The 17,162-nt window shown below is 45.8% G+C and carries 18 protein-coding genes; 8 read left to right on the forward strand and 10 right to left on the reverse strand.

The features are described from left to right. Positions 1 to 18: 18 nt before the first annotated feature. Positions 19 to 1,002, forward strand: coding sequence for a radical SAM protein (locus H0Z19_RS00755; protein ID WP_290722828.1), 984 nt, complete (start codon positions 19 to 21; stop codon positions 1,000 to 1,002). A gap of 536 nt (positions 1,003 to 1,538) precedes the next feature. Here the strand turns inward: H0Z19_RS00755 and dld are convergent. Both dld and H0Z19_RS00765 read right to left on the reverse strand, forming a co-directional pair. After that, a complete protein-coding gene (dld, locus tag H0Z19_RS00760) occupies positions 1,539 to 2,870 on the reverse strand; it encodes a D-lactate dehydrogenase (protein WP_290722830.1) in 1,332 nt (443 codons plus the stop codon). A 15-nt stretch (positions 2,871 to 2,885) separates the two neighbouring features. After that, positions 2,886 to 4,196, reverse strand: coding sequence for an FAD-dependent oxidoreductase (locus tag H0Z19_RS00765; RefSeq protein WP_290722832.1), 1,311 nt, complete (start codon positions 4,194 to 4,196; stop codon positions 2,886 to 2,888). 304 nt (positions 4,197 to 4,500) lie between these two features. Here H0Z19_RS00765 and H0Z19_RS00770 point away from each other — a divergent pair, with 304 nt between their 5' ends. From H0Z19_RS00770 to H0Z19_RS00795, 6 genes are read left to right on the forward strand one after another with little or no spacing between them, the layout of a single operon-like run. Further along, positions 4,501 to 5,325 carry a TatD family hydrolase gene (locus tag H0Z19_RS00770; RefSeq protein WP_290722833.1) on the forward strand — a complete coding sequence of 275 codons (825 nt, stop codon included), beginning with the start codon at positions 4,501 to 4,503 and terminating at the stop codon, positions 5,323 to 5,325. 12 nt (positions 5,326 to 5,337) lie between these two features. Continuing rightward, positions 5,338 to 6,255: a tRNA-intron lyase gene (endA, locus tag H0Z19_RS00775; RefSeq protein ID WP_290722835.1), complete on the forward strand. Its 918-nt coding sequence runs from the start codon at positions 5,338 to 5,340 to the stop codon at positions 6,253 to 6,255. An 8-nt stretch (positions 6,256 to 6,263) separates the two neighbouring features. Beyond that, positions 6,264 to 6,788 carry an inosine/xanthosine triphosphatase gene (yjjX, locus tag H0Z19_RS00780; RefSeq protein WP_290722837.1) on the forward strand — a complete coding sequence of 175 codons (525 nt, stop codon included), beginning with the start codon at positions 6,264 to 6,266 and terminating at the stop codon, positions 6,786 to 6,788. Next, entirely contained in the window at positions 6,785 to 7,588 is an 804-nt protein-coding gene (locus H0Z19_RS00785; RefSeq protein ID WP_290722838.1) for a radical SAM protein, read from the forward strand. The genes yjjX and H0Z19_RS00785 overlap by 4 nt, the downstream gene beginning before the upstream one ends. Positions 7,589 to 7,643: 55 nt before the next feature. Then, on the forward strand, positions 7,644 to 8,108 hold the full coding sequence (locus tag H0Z19_RS00790; RefSeq protein ID WP_290722841.1) for a winged helix-turn-helix domain-containing protein: 465 nt from the start codon (positions 7,644 to 7,646) through the stop codon (positions 8,106 to 8,108). Further along, positions 8,105 to 9,316, forward strand: a complete 1,212-nt coding sequence (locus H0Z19_RS00795) for a M20 family metallo-hydrolase (protein WP_290722842.1) — start codon at positions 8,105 to 8,107, stop codon at positions 9,314 to 9,316. The genes H0Z19_RS00790 and H0Z19_RS00795 overlap by 4 nt, the downstream gene beginning before the upstream one ends. On the opposite strand, the gene H0Z19_RS00800 is transcribed toward H0Z19_RS00795, so the two are convergent. The 7 genes from H0Z19_RS00800 to H0Z19_RS00830 all read right to left on the reverse strand — a co-directional run bounded on the left by H0Z19_RS00800 (position 9,313) and on the right by H0Z19_RS00830 (position 16,166). Then, complete coding sequence (locus H0Z19_RS00800; protein ID WP_290722844.1) at positions 9,313 to 9,687, reverse strand: toprim domain-containing protein; 375 nt, start codon at positions 9,685 to 9,687, stop codon at positions 9,313 to 9,315. The two genes, H0Z19_RS00795 and H0Z19_RS00800, sit on opposite strands and share 4 nt — an antisense overlap. Beyond that, positions 9,674 to 11,158, reverse strand: a complete 1,485-nt coding sequence (locus H0Z19_RS00805) for a hydantoinase/oxoprolinase family protein (protein ID WP_290722846.1) — start codon at positions 11,156 to 11,158, stop codon at positions 9,674 to 9,676. Before H0Z19_RS00805 ends, H0Z19_RS00800 begins: the two co-directional genes overlap by 14 nt. 32 nt (positions 11,159 to 11,190) lie before the next feature. Further along, positions 11,191 to 12,411 carry an MFS transporter gene (locus H0Z19_RS00810; RefSeq protein WP_290722848.1) on the reverse strand — a complete coding sequence of 407 codons (1,221 nt, stop codon included), beginning with the start codon at positions 12,409 to 12,411 and terminating at the stop codon, positions 11,191 to 11,193. A gap of 170 nt (positions 12,412 to 12,581) precedes the next feature. Next, entirely contained in the window at positions 12,582 to 13,358 is a 777-nt protein-coding gene (dapB, locus tag H0Z19_RS00815) for a 4-hydroxy-tetrahydrodipicolinate reductase (RefSeq protein ID WP_290722850.1), read from the reverse strand. A 35-nt stretch (positions 13,359 to 13,393) separates the two neighbouring features. Continuing rightward, entirely contained in the window at positions 13,394 to 14,260 is an 867-nt protein-coding gene (gene dapA, locus H0Z19_RS00820; protein WP_290722853.1) for a 4-hydroxy-tetrahydrodipicolinate synthase, read from the reverse strand. Next, a complete protein-coding gene (locus H0Z19_RS00825; RefSeq protein ID WP_290722855.1) occupies positions 14,253 to 14,450 on the reverse strand; it encodes a 30S ribosomal protein S17e in 198 nt (65 codons plus the stop codon). The genes dapA and H0Z19_RS00825 overlap by 8 nt, the downstream gene beginning before the upstream one ends. Positions 14,451 to 14,474: 24 nt before the next feature. Then, on the reverse strand, positions 14,475 to 16,166 hold the full coding sequence (locus H0Z19_RS00830; RefSeq protein WP_290722857.1) for a hypothetical protein: 1,692 nt from the start codon (positions 16,164 to 16,166) through the stop codon (positions 14,475 to 14,477). Between the two features lie 234 nt (positions 16,167 to 16,400). Between H0Z19_RS00830 and yciH the strand changes: the two genes are divergently transcribed. Beyond that, positions 16,401 to 16,706, forward strand: a complete 306-nt coding sequence (gene yciH, locus H0Z19_RS00835) for a stress response translation initiation inhibitor YciH (RefSeq protein WP_290722859.1) — start codon at positions 16,401 to 16,403, stop codon at positions 16,704 to 16,706. On the opposite strand, the gene H0Z19_RS00840 is transcribed toward yciH, so the two are convergent. Further along, positions 16,681 to 17,136 (reverse strand): hypothetical protein, encoded by a 456-nt coding sequence (locus H0Z19_RS00840; RefSeq protein WP_290722861.1) that lies wholly within the window; start codon positions 17,134 to 17,136, stop codon positions 16,681 to 16,683. The genes yciH and H0Z19_RS00840 overlap by 26 nt on opposite strands. Positions 17,137 to 17,162: the final 26 nt, after the last annotated feature.

A 17,162-nucleotide genomic window follows, 5' to 3' on the forward strand; every position in this document is an offset into this window, starting at 1 on the left:
TGAACACTACTCTAAATCGTGGAGGCAAGGCTGTATAGAAAGCTTAATGGGAAGTGCGTCTGCCAGCTATGCTGGAGATTCTGTAAGATTGGAGAGGGGGAGAGTGGATTCTGCAATGTCAGAGTTGTGAAGGAAGGCAGACTTTACACGCTCAGCTACGGCAGGTTGAGTTACCTTGAAAGCAGGCCGATTGAGATAAAGCCATTCTTCCACTTCCTTCCCGGCAGCACCAGCATGACCTTTTCAGGCTATTCTTGCAACCTCGACTGTCCGTGGTGCCAGAACTGGCAGATCTCCAAGTCTCCTCCTGTAGGTGGGAAAATCACTCCGCCTGAAAAGGTTATAGGGGAAGCGTTGAGGCACGGTGATGAGAGCACGTGTGCGAGCCTGAACGAGCCGACTTTGCTTTTTGAATACCTTCTTGACGTTTTTCCCCTTGCAGGAGAAAAGGGTTTGAGGAACACGATGGTGTCAAACGGTTACATGAGCATAATGGCCTTAAGAGAGTTAAGAAAAGCTGGACTGGATGCTATAAACATAGACGTCAAGGGGGATGAGAAGGCCTATGAGATGATTGGCGGGAAAGCAGAATACGTCTGGAGGGTGATAAAAGAAGCGGTAAGGCTTGGTTTGCACGTTGAGGTTGTATGCCTTCTTGTCACCGGTGTGAGCGACTCTGAAGACGTTATTAAGGAAAACGTCGAGAAATTGGCAGAAATAAACCCTGAAATTCCCATACACTTCACTCGCTACTTTCCCGCATACTTGTTCACAGCACCTCCGACAGATGTGGAAAAGCTTGAGAGAGCTGTTGAAATTGCGAGGAGAGATTTAAGCTACGCTTACGTTGGCAACCTTCCTGGCCACCGCTACGAGAACACGTACTGCCCTGACTGCGGGGAGTTGCTGATAAGGAGGTATCACGTGAGGGTTTTTGAAAACAGAGTTGCAGATGGCTGCTGTCCGAAATGTGGGAGAGAGATTTATGGAGTATGGAAATGAGGGTGGGGTTAGATTTTCGTTCTTAAAGTGGTAGGAAGGACGTTCAGAAAAGGTATACGCGCAATACATCCAATATGTGTATAAACGAGTTTAAGTGAAATTATCCTATGGAAAAAATATTTAAAAAATTAAAATGATTAACATTATGAACATCAAAAAGCACAGACACGCACCCATAGGAGGACTTGCAGGGGGGACTGGGGAGGTCTGGCATCTCATTTCGGTTTGGGTGTTTTAGAAGCAGTATTGATTGGCGTTGCATCCTATATCGCCATAGAGGCAATAATACATACACTAGAAAAAATTGCGAGAAGTGGGTGAAAATTTGACTCGCTAACCCTCACTTAATCCACTATCGTAAACTTCGCATACCCGCCTAACGTTATCTGGAATTTTAAGCAAAGCAAAAGAATCAGCTTGATCTTTTCCAATTACCACTCTTTTCCCTCTGTTACTGCAGAAGTATTGTCAGCAGTTTTTCCATATTTCCATAGATTATTAACTCCATCACACCAATTTGACTTGCCTTAGCATGTTTATATTTTTCCCACAACCTTACCGGGATTCAGTATGTTGTTTGGATCAAAGAGGAGCTTTATCCTCCTCATAAGATCGAACTGCTCAGGGAAAAACTCCCGTAGCTCAGATGTTTTCACAGCTCCAATGCCGTGTTCACCACTGATCACACCACCAAAGCTTACAGCGAGCTTCAACAATTCCTTCCTAAACTCAAAATAGCTCTTCTCCCATCCGTCGTAGATCAAAGGATGCTGGTGAATGTTCCCATCTCCGGCATGACCGTAAGTGATGATGTCTACTCCATATTTCTCGGCGAGTTCATTGCTCCTTCTCCAGTATTCCGCTATTTTGGCCGGAGGCAGGCAGGCATCGAGAATTTCAATGATGTCTTTTCTCAATCCCTCATAAATCAAACCTCTGACTCTCAGCAGCCTGTCCCGGTCTTTTTTCGTGGTGGCAGCATAAACATCAATCGCACCAAAATTTTGGGCAATTTTTGCAGCCTCATCTGCTTCATCAAAGCTCTCGAAAACCATCAGAAGATGTGCCTCTCCATCTCTGCTAACCCACTTCTCACCACTCACCCTCTCTCCAATTTCAACAGCTCTTTTTTCCATAAATTCAAGGGCCAAGGGTAGCATTCTTGCGGAGATTTCAACAACGCAGTCCATCGCATTATCCATCGTTGGAAACGGCACAGCAAGAACGGTCATATCTCTTAGCTGAGGAAAGAGTCTGATTTTCGCCCTGGTAATAATGCCAAGCGTCCCCTCACTCCCAACAAGAAGATGAAGGATTGAGTAGCCTGAGGAGTTCTTTATGGTCTTCCCTCCAAGCTCTAAAATTCTGCCGTCAGCCAGAACGACCTCAAGGCCGAGAACGTAGTTTCTCATCGTGCCATACTTTAAAGCCCTAACACCTCCCGCATTTGTTGCAATCATCCCACCCACAGTAGCAGTTTCTGCTCCAGGGTGGAGTGGAAAGCTCAAATCGTTCTTGAAGGCAGCGTCATCAAGCTGCTTCAGTGTCACACCTGCACCACATTCTGCCACCCTGTTCTCCCTGTCCACCTCAAGCCCAGTCATCCTCTCCGTTGAGAGTACAATCCCCTCTTCCGTTGGCACAGCACCTCCGCTCAGCCCTGTCCCACCTCCTCTTGTGAACACGGAAATTTTTCGCCTGTTTGCGAACTTAAGCACAGCTGAAACCTCATTGGCGTTCTCAGGTTTCACAACTACAAAGTTTTGAACTGGCTTAGGGGCGATTAGCGGTGGCGTTTCGTCGTAAGCGTAAGCATCAGATGGGGAAAAGACCTCAACTATTTCAGAAAGCTCTTCAACCCAGCCCATGAAAAAGGATAAAGTTTAGAATTTAAGAATTCTCGCCGAAACAACAATCGGGTCCCAGATGGGTGTGAATGGGGGAGCGTATCCAAGATCTGCAAAGAAAACATCTTTCGTCGTGAACCCGGCCTGAATCATTGTGGCAAAGACATTAACCCTCATTGCAACGTCCGCTCCCAGCACCTGTGCCCCCAAAATTTTCTTTGTGTTCGCATCCGCCACAACCTTCAGGAAGGTATCCTTTGCCCCCGGATAGTAGTGAACTTTCGTTTTTGCTTTCACAACAGCCGTTTTAACCTCATACCCTTCAGCCTTCGCAGCCTTCTCCGTCAAACCTGTAGCGCCAATTTCCAAGTCAAAGAACTTTGTAAGCTGCGTCCCTAACACGCCCGGAAACTCTACGTTTCCTCCAGCAGCATTTACTCCCGCGACATAGCCCATTTTGTTGCCGGGAGGTGCTAATGCTATCCAGACTCTCTTTTTCGTCAACATGTGGGTCGTTTCCGCACAATCACCTGCTGCAAAGACGTTTTCCACGCTCGTCTGCATCCTACTGTCAGTCCAGATTGCTCCCGTCTCACCTATCTTACAGCCAAGCTGTTTTGCAATCTCGACGTTCGGCTTGACACCAACCGCTATTAGTACGAGGTCTGCCTTGTACTCTCCCTTGTCTGTGATAACTCTCTCAACCTTATCTTTTCCCTCTATCGCAACGGCCGTTTCATTCATCCGCAGGTTTATGCTTTCGGCCATCTTCTCCTTTATTATCTCCCCGACCTCTCTGTCAAGCCTTGGCAGAGGGTAGTCGTATATTCCTATCAGTGTGACATTTTTGCCCTGAGCAGCAAAAGCTTCGCTCATCTCAACACCAATGTAGCCAGCACCGATTATCACGACATCTTTCTTATCTTTGGCAGCCTTTTTTATCGCCTCCGCGTCTGGAGGTAAATGTGCAGTGAAGACGTTCTTGAGCTCCACTCCCTCGATCGGCGGAAGCTTCGGCGAGGCGCCGTTTGCTATTACCAACTTGTCCCACTCGTATTTTTTCTCCTGCCCGTTTTCCTCAACTCTCACAAATCCCTCTCCGGCCTCAACAACTTTTGCGTTGATGTGCAAATCGATGCCTCTCTTCTCCCTGAAAAACTCGGGTGGGTAGTACATCAAATGCGAAGTCTCGGTCAATCCTTCAACAACGTAGGGAATTCCACAAGGAGCGTGGCTTACAAAGTTCGTCTTTTCAAAAACCGTAACCTCCCAATCAGGCTGCAAGGCTTTAACTCTCGAAGCTGCGCTCATCCCTGCCGCTCCACCGCCGATAACAACGACTTTCATGCTTTATTATTGTTCAGAACCAATTTATGCTTTTCGCGGTTTTGCTGGTTTAAAATAAAAGAGAATTTTATTTTGGATGAACTATAGAAGTCCATAACTCACTCTCTCCATTGGCAGGAGTTTTACCATCAAAACAAAGGTGACCAGAACTGCCCCCAAAAAGCCCCGACGATTTTGAATACTGATTCCTGAGTGGTTTGCATGGCAATGGCCCAAAAATAGAGCTATCACACAATATTTTTCGTTGAGATTACTACAGGAAGTGAGAAGCGAAGTTTATAATCAGCCCCACCTAAAAGCGAGTATGATAATAACTGACGACCACATGCACCTCTACAACCACCTCAGGTTAAGGGCTCTGGAGCAGTTTAAGGATGCTGGAGGTACTCACGTCTTTCTTGTCAACCTGCTCTGCCACCACTACAGAATAAGGCCAAAAAGTGGTAATGACTTCAAAGAGGTGTTTGAGAGACATATCAACCTCGTCAGCAAGGCGAACAAAGTCGTTAAAGCTTATGCAGTTCTTGGAGTTCACCCTGCAGAGATCACGGTTATAGGGGACAAAATTGGCCATGAAAAGGCAGCTGAGATGATGAAGGAAGCTTTGGAGATTGCAGGAAAATACATCCAAGAGGGAAGTGCTGTGGCTCTCAAATCGGGGAGACCACATTATCCAGTCAGCAAGCAGGTTTGGCAGTTGAGCAATGAAGTCTTAAAGCATGCTTTTGAAGTTGCAAAAGATGTCGGGTGTGCAGTCCAGCTTCATACGGAGAGCTACACGAGGGAGGGGATGGTGGAGATAGCAGAGATGGCAGATGAGGTTGGGCTTAAAAGAGAGAAGGTCGTGAAACACTTCTCCCCGCCGTTCATCAAGGAGTTTGAGGAAATAGGGATTTTTCCGTCGGTTCTTGCCAGCGACAAAAACGTTCTGAAGGCTGCGGAACAGGGAGACCGTTTTACGGTTGAGACGGATTACATTGATGACAGAAAAAGACCTGGAGCAGTTCTTGGACCGAAAACAGTTCCAAGAAAGGTTAAAGAGCTGGTGGAAATGGGATATGAAGATGTTGCCTACAGGATTTGCGTTGAGAATGTCGAAAAAGTTTATGGAATCGAGCTTGAGGATTAGTCTGGAGGCAACATGCTGAGCGGAGATTTCGCTGTGGTGAGGGCGAAAAAGAATTTGGAGAGAAGGGGTTTTGGCGTCAAGAGAGGGGACAGAATCTACCTCCATCCTCTTGAAGTTGTTTACCTCCAGGTTAAGGGTATTGAGAGATTTGGAGAGTTTGAAGAGGTTCTGAGGTGGGCTGAGAGCAGAATCGAGGATTTCTCAACATACTACTTCGTTTACGAGGACTTGAGAGATAGAGGCAACAGGGTGAAGATTCAGGGAGAACTGTTGCTGACAAAAAAGCCCTATTTACCCATTTCAGAAAGAAGGGTAATCAGAATGGGCGAGATTGCAGAGAAGGCAAGAAAGTTTGACGAGTTAAGGTTGGCTGTCGTTGATGAGGAGAGTGAGATAACCTACTTCAAGGTTTATGAGCCCGAAATGATGGGGGGGCAGACGGAAGAGCTTCCTGAGATAAACGGAGTTTTATCGAATGAATTCGTAATTACTACACAGACAGAGATCTTCAGCAGATACTTCTACGGAAGTGAAAAAGGTGGATTCGTAACTTTATCACTGATAGAGAGCCTCTATCTCCTCGAAGCCGGAAAGCTCAAGCTGATGAACGCCGATAAAGCCAAACTGGTTAAGAGGGCAAGGGAAGTTGAGAGAAACTTTGACAGGAGGTACGAGGTTTACAGAAACCTCAAGGAGAGGGGTTTTGTGGTTAAAACCGGATTCAAGTTCGGCAGCGAGTTTAGAGTTTACAAAAAGGTCGAGAGTGTTGACGACCTGCCACACTCCGAGTACCTTATCGACATTGCTGACGAAAAGGAAATCAGGCTGATAGACCTGGCAAGGGCTGTAAGGCTCGCCCAGAGTGTGAAGAAGAAGATGGTTTTTGCCTTTGGTGAAAACTACCTGTGCTTTGAGAGGGTAAAGGTTTGAGGTGGAAAATGATAAGGGTCGTTGTGGGTTCAAAGAATCCAACGAAGATTGAAGGGACAAAGATGGCCTTCAAGCAGTACTTTGATGAGATTGAAGTTGTTGGTGTTGAAGTCAATACTGACGTCCCACCTCAGCCATTTAACAGCGAAACAATCAGAGGGGCAATTGAGAGGGCAAAGAAATCCTATTCTCCAAAATTCGACTTTTCCGTCGGAATAGAGGCGGGTCTTTTCAGATTTGATTACACCATTTCAGGCTACCTCGATTTTCAGGTTGCCGCGGTTTATGACGGCGAAAAGTGCACGATTGGTTTTGGACCGGGCTTTGAGTACCCAAAATCGGTGGTTAAGGAGGTAATGGAAGGAAAGGAAGTTGGTGAAGTTATGGAGAGGGTTTCGGGGATAAAAAACCTTGGCAGGAAGTGGGGAGCGGTGCACTACCTGAGCAAGGGGGCAATATCGAGAACTGAGCTATCGAGAATTTCAGTCACAATGGCTTTGATTCCACTGCTGAACCGCGAAATGTACCTATGAGAGTTATAAGGCCCTTCGACCCCTGGAAATCCCCTCTTTGCACATGTCCAGAAAAGTACTCCTTTAACCCATATACGGGCTGCGCACACGGATGCATCTACTGCTATGCAACGTATATCCCAAACTTCTACAGACTCAGGGAGAAAAAGGGGTTATTCAGAAACCTTGAAAAAGACCTCAAAGATCTGCCCGCAAACGCCCTGATTTCAATGTCCAACAGCTCCGATCCCTACCCTCCCGCTGAAAGATATAGAGAGATAACAAGGAGGTGCATAGAAATTTTAAAAGAATACGACGTCAGGCTGATGGTGGTGACCAAAAGCGATATCGTCCTGAGAGACCTCAAAATTCTCAGCGAAATGAGGAGTGCGGTCAGCATTACCATCACTGGCCTCGATGAACTTGAGCCGAATGCTCCTTCAACTGAAAGGCGAATAGAGGCTTTAAAGGCTGTAAAAGACTCTGGAATCCCGGCAATACTTCGCTTAGATCCTGTAATCCCGGGAATTAACGACAGGAGGTTTGAGATAATTGAGAAGACTACGCCTGATCATGTCGTCACATCAACTCTAAAGCTCAAAGCAGATTCAATGGCAAGAATGGGGAAAAGGCTTCTCTGGCTGAAAAACGTTAGTTTCGAGGAAAAAGGTGTTTACAGGTACTTTCCGGAAAAAATGCGTAGAGAGGTTCTGTACAGAATAAAGAACTTCTGTGAAAATATTGGGATTAGCGTGGGGTTCTGCAGGGAAGGCTTCGAACCTCCATCCAGGTCATGCGATGGCAGCCACCTTTTAGGCTAACTTTTGGAAAATTTTTAAATACAAGAGAGAAGAAGATAAAAGAGGAGGTGTAAAATTGAGCCTTACAAGGCTGTTTCTTCATGAAAGAACGGTAGAGATTATTCTTCGAATCCTCAAAGCTGAGGAGAACGGTGAAAAAATATACCCTCTTCAGATATCCAATGACATCGGTTCGCCTTACAGCTATGTCTCAAAGGTTCTGGGGGAGCTTGAAAGGTTCTCCCTCGTCGAAAGCAGATCCGAAGGCAGAATGAGGGTTTTATCTTTGACACCTTACGGAAAGGTGGTTGCTTCAATGCTCAGAGACCTCCACAACGAGCTTGAAAAGGACTTCAACTCAAGAATGAAGCTCGACATTCTCAAAAAAGTTTACAGCAACTCCAACGGAGACCTGAGAGTTTACCTTCCCGTGATGGCCGAGCTGGAAATGTTAACAAAATCCACGGAGGATGAGTTCGTCGTTGAAGAGGCCAAAAAACTAATTTCTGAAATTAAAGAAAGAATAAAGGGGGAAACATGAAGGTGCTGGATGCAGTTGAGGGCTTCAGGGATGACATGGTAAAAACACTCTGTGATCTTATTGAAATAAAAGCGATAGCACCTGAATTCGGAGGAGACGGGGAGTACAAAAAGGCAGAGTATCTTATGAAACTCCTCGACGGTTTTGATGTGGTCGAGAGGTACGATGTTGAGGATGAGAGGGTTAGTGACGGTCTTAGGCCTAACATAGTGGCCAAAGTAAAAGGCGTTCTCGAAAAAACAATCTGGATTGTATCCCATCTCGATGTCGTTCCTGAGGGTGACGAGAGGCTCTGGGAAACACCACCTTTCAAGGGCGTTGTTAAGGAGGGAAAAATTTTTGGAAGGGGAGCTGAGGATAACGGGCAGAGCATAGTCTCGTCACTTTATGCGGCAAAGGCTATTATTGAGAGTGGATTGACTCCGAAATACACTCTTGGCCTCGTTTTCGTTGCGGATGAGGAGGCAGGGAGCAACTACGGGATAAAACACGTCCTGAAGCAGAAAATTTTTGATAAAGAAGACTTGTTCGTGATACCAGATATTGGAACTCCAAAGGGTGACATGATAGAGATAGCAGAAAAAAGCATATTATGGCTGAAATTCGTTGTGCATGGCCAGCAGAGTCACGCAAGCATGCCCTCAGGTTTGAACGCAAGCAGAAGGGCAATGGAATTCATACTGGATCTGGACAAAAAGCTCCATTCGAAGTTTAATGGTAAAAACGAGCTCTTTGTTCCACCCTATTCAACTTTCGAGCCTACAAAGAGGGAAAAGAATGTCGACAACATAAACACGATTCCTGGGTTAGACGTCAGCTACATGGACTGCAGAATAATTCCTGACTACCATGTAGAAGAAGTACTTGACTACATAGAGGACATAAGAAGCTTCCATCAGATGAAAGGCAACAGCAAGATAGAGATTGAAATTGTGCAGAAGGTCTCATCCCCACCCACTCCTGAAAACGCTCAGATAATCGAAAAGTTGAGGAACACAATTGAAGAACTCAGAGGTTTCAGACCAGGAGTTTACGGAATTGGAGGGAATACGTGCGCATCGTTTTTCAGGAAAAGCGGATTTACAGAAACTGCTGCGTGGTGTACAGCAGATGGTGTAGCCCATCAAGCCAACGAGTACTGCGTGATAGACAATATGGTTGAAGATGCAAAGGTTTTCTCCATTCTGCCTTTTGAACCTGGCTACTAAACTCTAATCTCCTTTATCTTTTCGTAGAACGCAGAAATTTCTTCAACCTTAGTAATCTCCTTTCTAACGTTGCCGAAAATTTTTCTCTTGATTTCTACATCTGGCATCTTCCCGTAACTTCTCAAAGCCTCTACAAGTCCCTTCTCTATCTCCATCCCTTTAGAGTCAAAGTCGGTCAGAATTATGACGTCACTGTCCTTCAAAGTGTCGGCAGTTGAAGCAAAGCCTGTAAAAACAAATATCTCACCGCTGACACCTATGGCTCTTAAAGATTTCACATCCTTTTTCCCCTCTACAACCACAACCCACCCGTTCTTCGATTTTTCCTTAAGCTCGTCAACAGCATCAAAAAAAGGCTTATATTCCTCCATACCTGATTCCCGGCTCTATCTGAACGATGACGTCGGCAATAACACCCCTCTTCATTCCTCCCCTAACAACTGTAAAAGAGTTGAAGTAAACGGTTTTAACTTTGCCGAGCTCCTCATCTCTCGCCCCGAACCTTTTTGCAACCTCAACAACCTTCTCCCTCGCAACATCCAGTAGCTGCTCGTCATCGGGCAAGCTGCCGGGCTTGAAGGGGCAGGGTTCTGTGTGACCGTTGTAAGCTGCAAATCCTTTCTCCGTGTCGATACGGACATATAGGGTCATGCTCACCCTCGAAACTGCAACACCAACGGCATTTGCTGACTCGTAGTGGTCGGGAATTATGCAGTCAACTTTTGCAGCCTTTGCAACCTCCGAAATGAGATAAGGAGCCAAGTAGCCCGTACCTATTATCTTATCACACCCAATTTCCTTCACCGTTGTCGCTGCAAGCGAAACAAATTGATTCAAAACGCTCTCAACATCACACTCAAACTTCCTCGAGGCTCTATAATCTCCAATCTCGTATCCCGCACAGTTCAACGCGTCGGTGAGCGTGAACTTCTCTCCTCCAAACGCAAGAGATTTGGAGCTGATTGGAGTGAGCTTCCCGTTCTCAACTACTGAATCACCGCCAAAAGGAATGCTGACCGAATCAACACACCTTATCAAAGTCTTTCTGCCCGCAAGTTCTATCCCCTCAACTATTTTCGGCATCCCATCAACAACTTCTACGAAGTCTGTGGAGGTGCCACCTATGTCCACAACCAGAGCATTCTTCTCGCCGGTCAGATAAACTGCACCAAGAGCCACAGCGGCTGGAGAGGAGTTGTAAAGCTCCGAAGGATTGTTGAGAGCTATCGAGTAGGGTATAATCCCTCCATCTCCTTTGAAGTAATAGAAATCACCTGCATACTTTTTTATTAGCTCAGTAAGCCTGAAAACCGTCTCCTTTATCTTTGCATTAACCACAGTAGTGTGAATCCTGGCAGGGAAGTTCATACCCCCAGCGTAGTGACTCAGGGCAATTCTGTAATCATCCACATAGTTTCTAACAATCTCGGCTATTTTTTCCTCTAAACTGCCATTCCTAACTGAGAATTTTGATGAGATTGCCACATTATCGTATGAGTTTTCCCTAAAGGTTGCGGCTATTTCGTATTCATCAATGTCCTCAACAACATCTCCCCTGTGGTTGACATAGCCCTTAACAACCTCACCATACTCAGAGTAATTCAATCCCGGCCCCGGTACAACTAAGCTGAGGGTGCGGTATTCGCTAAATTTTGAAATGATAAGATTTAGGGGCCACGACGTACTTACGACGACCTTTTCCTCTATCAGGTTTGCCTCTTTTGAAATTTCCTTGAGAATTCCACCTATTCCAGCTTCATTCGGAAGCTTGATAGTTTTGATCTCGTCAGAAACTATAGCGGCATCCGTATTGGTACCACCAACGTCTATTCCAATTATCATTACTCCCACAAATTCGTGTGATTTAAAAAAGCTTATCGTTTTTCATGGACAAATAAAATCAGCACCGCAGAAGCCAAGGATGCTACAAGGCAGAATGAAAATGCCAAGGAGTACGCTTCAGGTGGATAGGACTTGCCAACCATTCCAACTGTGTCCATCAGATAGCCCATGAAAACCTGAAAAACGGCGCCACCAAAGAAGGGAAAAACATTCACGATGCTCGTAGCCAGCCCGGTAACCTCCAGCGGGTAAGATTCTTTGATTAGCGCATACGCAACCGGTCCTGCAGCGCTGAAAAGTCCAATTAGAAATGATATCATGTAAAGCTGAGCAACTGAAAGGTTTGCAGTGAGGAAAACGAGTGGAGCCATTGTAAATGTAAACCCAAGCCCTGCAGCAACAAGGAACCACTTTCTCGTCCTGATGACTTTGTCAGAGAGAAAACCTATCACCGGTGCTCCGAAAATTGTTCCAACGCCCACCATCATCAGCACTCCTCCAGCCTCTTCCCTCTGCATACCGTAAACATCCATTAGATACGGCCCTCCCCAGAGCCCCTGGTAGCCCATAACTATACCATATCTCAAAAATGCTGAAGTTGCAATCAACCACACTACAGGGTTCTGAACAACCACGCGAAAATTGGTCGAAAACTTTTCACCCTTCATGTTTGTTTCCAAAACTCCTCCAGGCGAATCTCTTACGAAGATCCAGCAACTGAGAGCAAGGACAAGCGTAATTGCTCCGATCAGGAAAAAGGTACCCCTCCATCCGAACGCCGACACCATCGCTGCAAGAGGATATGCCGAGGCAAGAGCGCCCACGTTGCCCACGGCAAACAGCACGCCTGTCAGTGTGGCAAATTCATCGTCTTTAAACCACTGGGAAAGTATCTTTATCGTTGGTATGTAAACTCCAGACACGCCCACACCTATCAGGAGTCTGCCCAAAATGGCAACCTCAAACGTTGGCGACAATGCAAACAGCAGTGTACCAAGGAAAGCGATCAGTGTAAACACTGTCGTTATTAACCTTGGCCCTTTAGTGTCCGAGAGATATCCCACAGGAATCTGCATCACTCCGTAGGGGTAAAAGTAAGCAGACGAGAGAACGCCCACAGCAAGTGCAGTAACGGCAAATTCACCCATAAGTGTGGTTGCAAGTACAGCCGGGGAAGTTCGGTGGAAGTACACGAAGAAGTAAATCAAAGCCATCACACCGAATACTACCCAACGGTACCTGTAAGCCTTCACTTAAGCTTGTGAACGCAAAAATATATGAACTTTTTTCATATTATATTAAGTCTTCGTGTTACCCTTATACATCCACTTTAAATTCAAATTATCCGAAAATTGCAGAAGCCATCAACAGGTCTGAGAGTTTCGCTGCCAGTCGGTTAAAAAATGAGAGATTCTGAATAAATCTACAATCCAAGAAAATCGTCCATGGTGTAAAGTCCCGGTTTATCAACGCTTGCAATCCACTTTGCTGCCTTAACAGCCCCCATCGCAAAGCACTCCCTGCTCATAGCCCTGTGAGTGAGCTCAATCCTCTCCCCACTTCCGAGAAAGTAGACGGTATGCTCCCCAACGACGTCTCCACCCCTCACTCCAAAAACTCCAATCTCGTTCTCTCTCGGCGAGATGCCTTCTCTGCAAGTCTTCAGCTCAGCCTCCAGCCCCTTCTTTCCCTTCACCTTCCTGATTATTTCGGCAATTTTCAATGCAGTTCCGCTTGGAGAGTCCCTCTTGTGCCTATGGTGAATTTCGACAATCTCGGCATCCCATTCGTAGAGCATTGAAGCGGCATACTCAACAATTTTCCAGAAGACGTTAACGCCAAGACTGAAATTTGGTGAGATGATCATAGGAACTTTCTCTGCCAGCTCAGCAAGCCTCTTCCTCTCTTCCTCGGTGAAGCCGGTTGTGCCCATGACGACCCTTACACCCTTCTCAGCAGCAATTTCCACGTTCTTTATCGCTGCCTCTGCAGTCGTGAAGTCTATCAGGACATCCGCATCAAGCTTTGAAATATCATCCTGAATTGGAACACCGATTTTTCCAACTCCTGCAAGTTCACCAGCATCCTTTCCAACTTCATTGATGTCAAAGGCCTGAACTACTTCTAACCCTTCCAGAACGGCGTTTTTAACAACAAGTCTGCCCATTCTGCCCGCTGCACCGGAAACAGCAACTCGCATAAAGTAAATTGAGAGAGAGTATATAAAATATGCAGCTAAATCAGCTCAAGATTCTTGAGAACCTGTCTGACCTTCTCCGTCTTATCCTCGGAAAGCTCAACTAAAGGCAGTCTTGGCTTCCCCGCTGCGAGACCCATGAGTTCGAGCGCCTTCTTCACAGGAATCGGATTTGTGTCGATGAAAAGCACGTCGAAAAGTGGAGTTAGCTTGTGGTGCATTTCCACCGCCTTCTTCATGTCTCCCTTCTTGAACGCTTCATACATTTCCTTCATCAGGTGTGGGGCAACATTTGCCGCAACGCTGATAACTCCTGTCCCTCCGAGACAGAGAATCGGCAGCGTGAGGAAGTCGTCACCAGAAAGGAGAGCAAAGTCGTCAGGAGTTGTTCTTATGATTTCTGATATCTGCTTGAGGTTTCCGCTTGCCTCCTTTATCGCCACGATGTTGTCGATCTCTGCCAGCCTTCTAACAAGTTCTGGTGTTGTGTTTATGCCGGTTCTGCTCGGAACATTGTAAACGATGATTGGGATTGAGACTTCAGACGCGACAGTCTTGTAGTGCTGGTAAAGCCCCTCCTGATTTGGTTTGTTGTAGTAAGGCGTTACGAGCATTGCTGCATCTGCCCCAGCCTTCTCAACCTCTTTTGCGAGGTACAATGCCTCTCTTGTCGAGTTGGAACCTGCACCGCCGATAACGGGAAGTTTTGATGTCTCTGCAACATACCTCACAACCTCTATGTGCTCCTCGTAGCTCAGCGTTGCAGCTTCTCCAGTAGTCCCAGCCGGAACGAGTGCATTGACGTACTTTTCAAGGCAGTCCAGATTTCTCGCGATTCCCTCGTAGTCGACGCTGAAGTCCTCCTTGAAAGGCGTTACCATTGCGGGAATAACGCCTTCAAACATTGACCAACCCTCTGTTTACCTTCCTCGTGATGTAGCCAGCAACTCTATTCCTTACGGTCTTGCTCTGAATGTTGGTAAGCTCCGCAACAAGCCTCTTGTTCTCGTCGAAGTTTCCTGTGAACACTTCCGGATACTTCTTCAACAATTCCCTCGCGATAACCTTGATATATGCAGGTTTAACCGTGCCCATGGCCTGATGGCAACCCGGCAATATTTAACGTTTGCCTCCCTTTGAAGATAGCCTCTTCCTCAAAACCTTTCCGGCTGTGTATGTAGCAAGAAATCCGGCAGTGAACATGAAAACCTTGGTGTAGTCAATTTCACCAACATTCATCGAGACAGGCTGAGTTGGATTGGATGACGGTGTTTCTGGAGTTTTTTCCGTCGTCGTTTCAGTGGTCTTGTTGGGCGTTAAAGTTAGAGTGGCTGAGACATTTTCCGAGGCAGAAATGTTGACGTTAATGGTGCCATCCTCTTCCTTTCCCTCTTTAACTACCACGTAAGCATCGTTAGTGGTGATAGCGACGTAGTCTCCACTTCCATCATAAATTCCAGCATTCTTAATTTTCAACCAGCATTCTCCAAGTTGCTGAGCTCTAACCTTCACTTCCGCAAGCAGGTTTGTGTTCGGTTTCTCCATACTGTAGGCGCTGATTTTGAGATAGTCCGGATGCAGAGATTTCTCAAGCGGCTTGAACTTATCTGGCATTTTTACAGATTCGATTTTCACACATTTTCCTGAGATAAACAGAGTAAAATCGTACGATGATAGCTTCATTTCCTTGTCAATTAGTACCTTGAAGGTCAGGTAAGTGCCATTAAAAATTTCAGCCTTTGATGGCTGAACGTACATTTTAACACTTTTCTCCTCCTCTTTAACGATCCAGACATCCTTCTTTTGAAGGACGTCATCATCAGCCTGTATTATCCTCGAAAAGCTGTTGTCTGGAGGGAGGTCGTAGTAGTTCTTTGCCAGGTCTGAGATTGATAGGGTTGAGGTTTTGGAGGTGTCTCTCACATAAACTGTGTACTTGCCCGCTTCCAGTCCAGCAGTCTCGAACTGCACTTTTGCTTTTCCGTTCTCGTCAAGGTAAACCTTCTTGTACATCACGGAGTTTTTACCGGCAAGCACAACCAGTATTCCATCATATTCAGCCTCCCCAATTCTGTTTGAACTGATGCTAACAGTTAACGGTTCTCCAACCTTAATTTTGTCTGGAGCAGAGAACTCAAATTCTGGTTCAACAATCAAGACCGATATTCTCTTTGAGTCCCATACTTTCCCGCCATATTCAAGTTTTAAGTCAACAACATACTCTCCGGGCTTTACGGTATCAGCGATGTCTCCCGTTCTCTCATACATTTCCCTCAAATTCAGGTCAAACTTTGCTGAGTAGATGTTGTCCTGCTCCTCAAAATCAGCAGTTTTTTCGTAGTACAGCTCGGCGTTGTTTCCGTAAAACCTGAGCTTCAACTTCGCCGGATTTGCACTCTCCACCAGCACCTCCAGTTCGGTTCTGCTCTGATAAACAAGCTCCTTTAGCTCAAACTCCGTTATTTTCGGTCTGATAACTTTGAAGTCTTCTACATGCTCTTCTGGCTCTGTGTCGTCAATCACAACCTTCAAATGGTAAGTTCCCTCCTCCCAGTCTTCCGGAATGATGAAAGTCCACTCTTCCCCGCATTTGTCGTAAATATCCTCTCCCTCATCAACGTGGCAGAGCAACTCACCATCATCCTCTCCCACAACAGCGATGTCAACTGACCGATTTACATCCAGATAAACCTGAAATCTGACCTGATCTCCGAGATTTACACTCTCCTTGTCGATAAAGATGTTTACCTCCGCTGCAAAGGCAGGAGAAATTACAAGGATCAAAACGACAGCAAAGGCCAGCCACCTCACGCAATGAGTTCCGTAGACCAATCTTAAAATTTTCTTTCAAAAAAGAAATTACCAAAGCTTAATGCCAGCAATAGACCATTCTGAAAATATTTTAATACGTGCATGTGAAGATACATCCCTTAAAGCTCGCTCAAGTTAAATTCTTGCTTTACACCTTATCCAGCGATGATGATGCGACCGAAAATTTAAAATTTAGCATATACTCACTTCTTAAAAAGGAGGTAAAGCAAGAAGATGTCGGAAATTTGCCCTGTTTGCGGACTGCCGAAAGATTTGTGCGTTTGCGAGGAAGTTGCGAAGGAGCAGCAGTTTATAGTGATTAAGACGGGCAAACGAAGATACGGTAAAGAGGTTACCATCATTGAGGGAATAGACAAAGGAGAGATAAACCTGGAAGAGCTGGCTAAGTTTTTGAAGTCAAAGCTGGCATGTGGAGGTACTGTTAAGAACGGCGTGATTGAGCTTCAGGGCAATCACGTAAACAGGGTTAAGGAGCTTCTGATAAAGAAGGGGTTCAATCCTGAGAGGATAAAGACCTAGAGGCGTAATCCATTATTTTTCTCATCATCTCAACATCAGCCTCTTTTTCTTTTAGCCTTAACTCGAAAATTTTCTCCCTGCATGCCATGTAAGCGTCGAAGGCGGTAAAGATTATCTCTTCAAACGTTTTGGCGAATTTCAATCTTTCCTCTGTTCTAAGATTTAGCTCATCAGCCATAAAATCCCTCAGATCGCAAAATAGCCTCATGCTGTCTCCCGGACTGAAGTTTCTATCAGTAGCGAGAAAGCGCATCACGTCATCCACTGCATCGCTCAAATCAGCCTCTTTCCCCTCGTAAAGGCTCAAAGCTCCATCGACTATTTTTTCTGCCGCTTCCTGAAGAAAGCTGACTACCTCAAAGACCGGCTTTACGGGGTAGTTTATAAGGAGCTTATCAACCCACCACTCAACCACTTTTTTCCTGTCCATATTCTTCTAATTGTCAGGCACCATAA

The organism is Archaeoglobus sp. (genome assembly GCF_017656475.1).
Lineage (GTDB): Archaea > Halobacteriota > Archaeoglobi > Archaeoglobales > Archaeoglobaceae > Archaeoglobus.

Coding starts and splice junctions, on each gene's coding strand:
- H0Z19_RS00785 (WP_290722838.1), top strand. CDS start 6,785: ATGAGAGTTATAAGGCCCTTCGACCCCTGGAAATCCCCTCTTTGCACA.
- yciH (WP_290722859.1), top strand. CDS start 16,401: ATGTCGGAAATTTGCCCTGTTTGCGGACTGCCGAAAGATTTGTGCGTT.
- yjjX (WP_290722837.1), top strand. CDS start 6,264: ATGATAAGGGTCGTTGTGGGTTCAAAGAATCCAACGAAGATTGAAGGG.
- H0Z19_RS00840 (WP_290722861.1), bottom strand. CDS start 17,136: ATGGACAGGAAAAAAGTGGTTGAGTGGTGGGTTGATAAGCTCCTTATA.
- H0Z19_RS00770 (WP_290722833.1), top strand. CDS start 4,501: ATGATAATAACTGACGACCACATGCACCTCTACAACCACCTCAGGTTA.
- dld (WP_290722830.1), bottom strand. CDS start 2,870: ATGGGCTGGGTTGAAGAGCTTTCTGAAATAGTTGAGGTCTTTTCCCCA.
- endA (WP_290722835.1), top strand. CDS start 5,338: ATGCTGAGCGGAGATTTCGCTGTGGTGAGGGCGAAAAAGAATTTGGAG.
- dapB (WP_290722850.1), bottom strand. CDS start 13,358: ATGCGAGTTGCTGTTTCCGGTGCAGCGGGCAGAATGGGCAGACTTGTT.
- H0Z19_RS00800 (WP_290722844.1), bottom strand. CDS start 9,687: ATGGAGGAATATAAGCCTTTTTTTGATGCTGTTGACGAGCTTAAGGAA.
- H0Z19_RS00825 (WP_290722855.1), bottom strand. CDS start 14,450: ATGGGCACGGTTAAACCTGCATATATCAAGGTTATCGCGAGGGAATTG.
- H0Z19_RS00765 (WP_290722832.1), bottom strand. CDS start 4,196: ATGAAAGTCGTTGTTATCGGCGGTGGAGCGGCAGGGATGAGCGCAGCT.
- dapA (WP_290722853.1), bottom strand. CDS start 14,260: ATGTTTGAAGGCGTTATTCCCGCAATGGTAACGCCTTTCAAGGAGGAC.
- H0Z19_RS00805 (WP_290722846.1), bottom strand. CDS start 11,158: ATGATAATTGGAATAGACGTTGGTGGTACCAATACGGATGCCGCTATA.
- H0Z19_RS00795 (WP_290722842.1), top strand. CDS start 8,105: ATGAAGGTGCTGGATGCAGTTGAGGGCTTCAGGGATGACATGGTAAAA.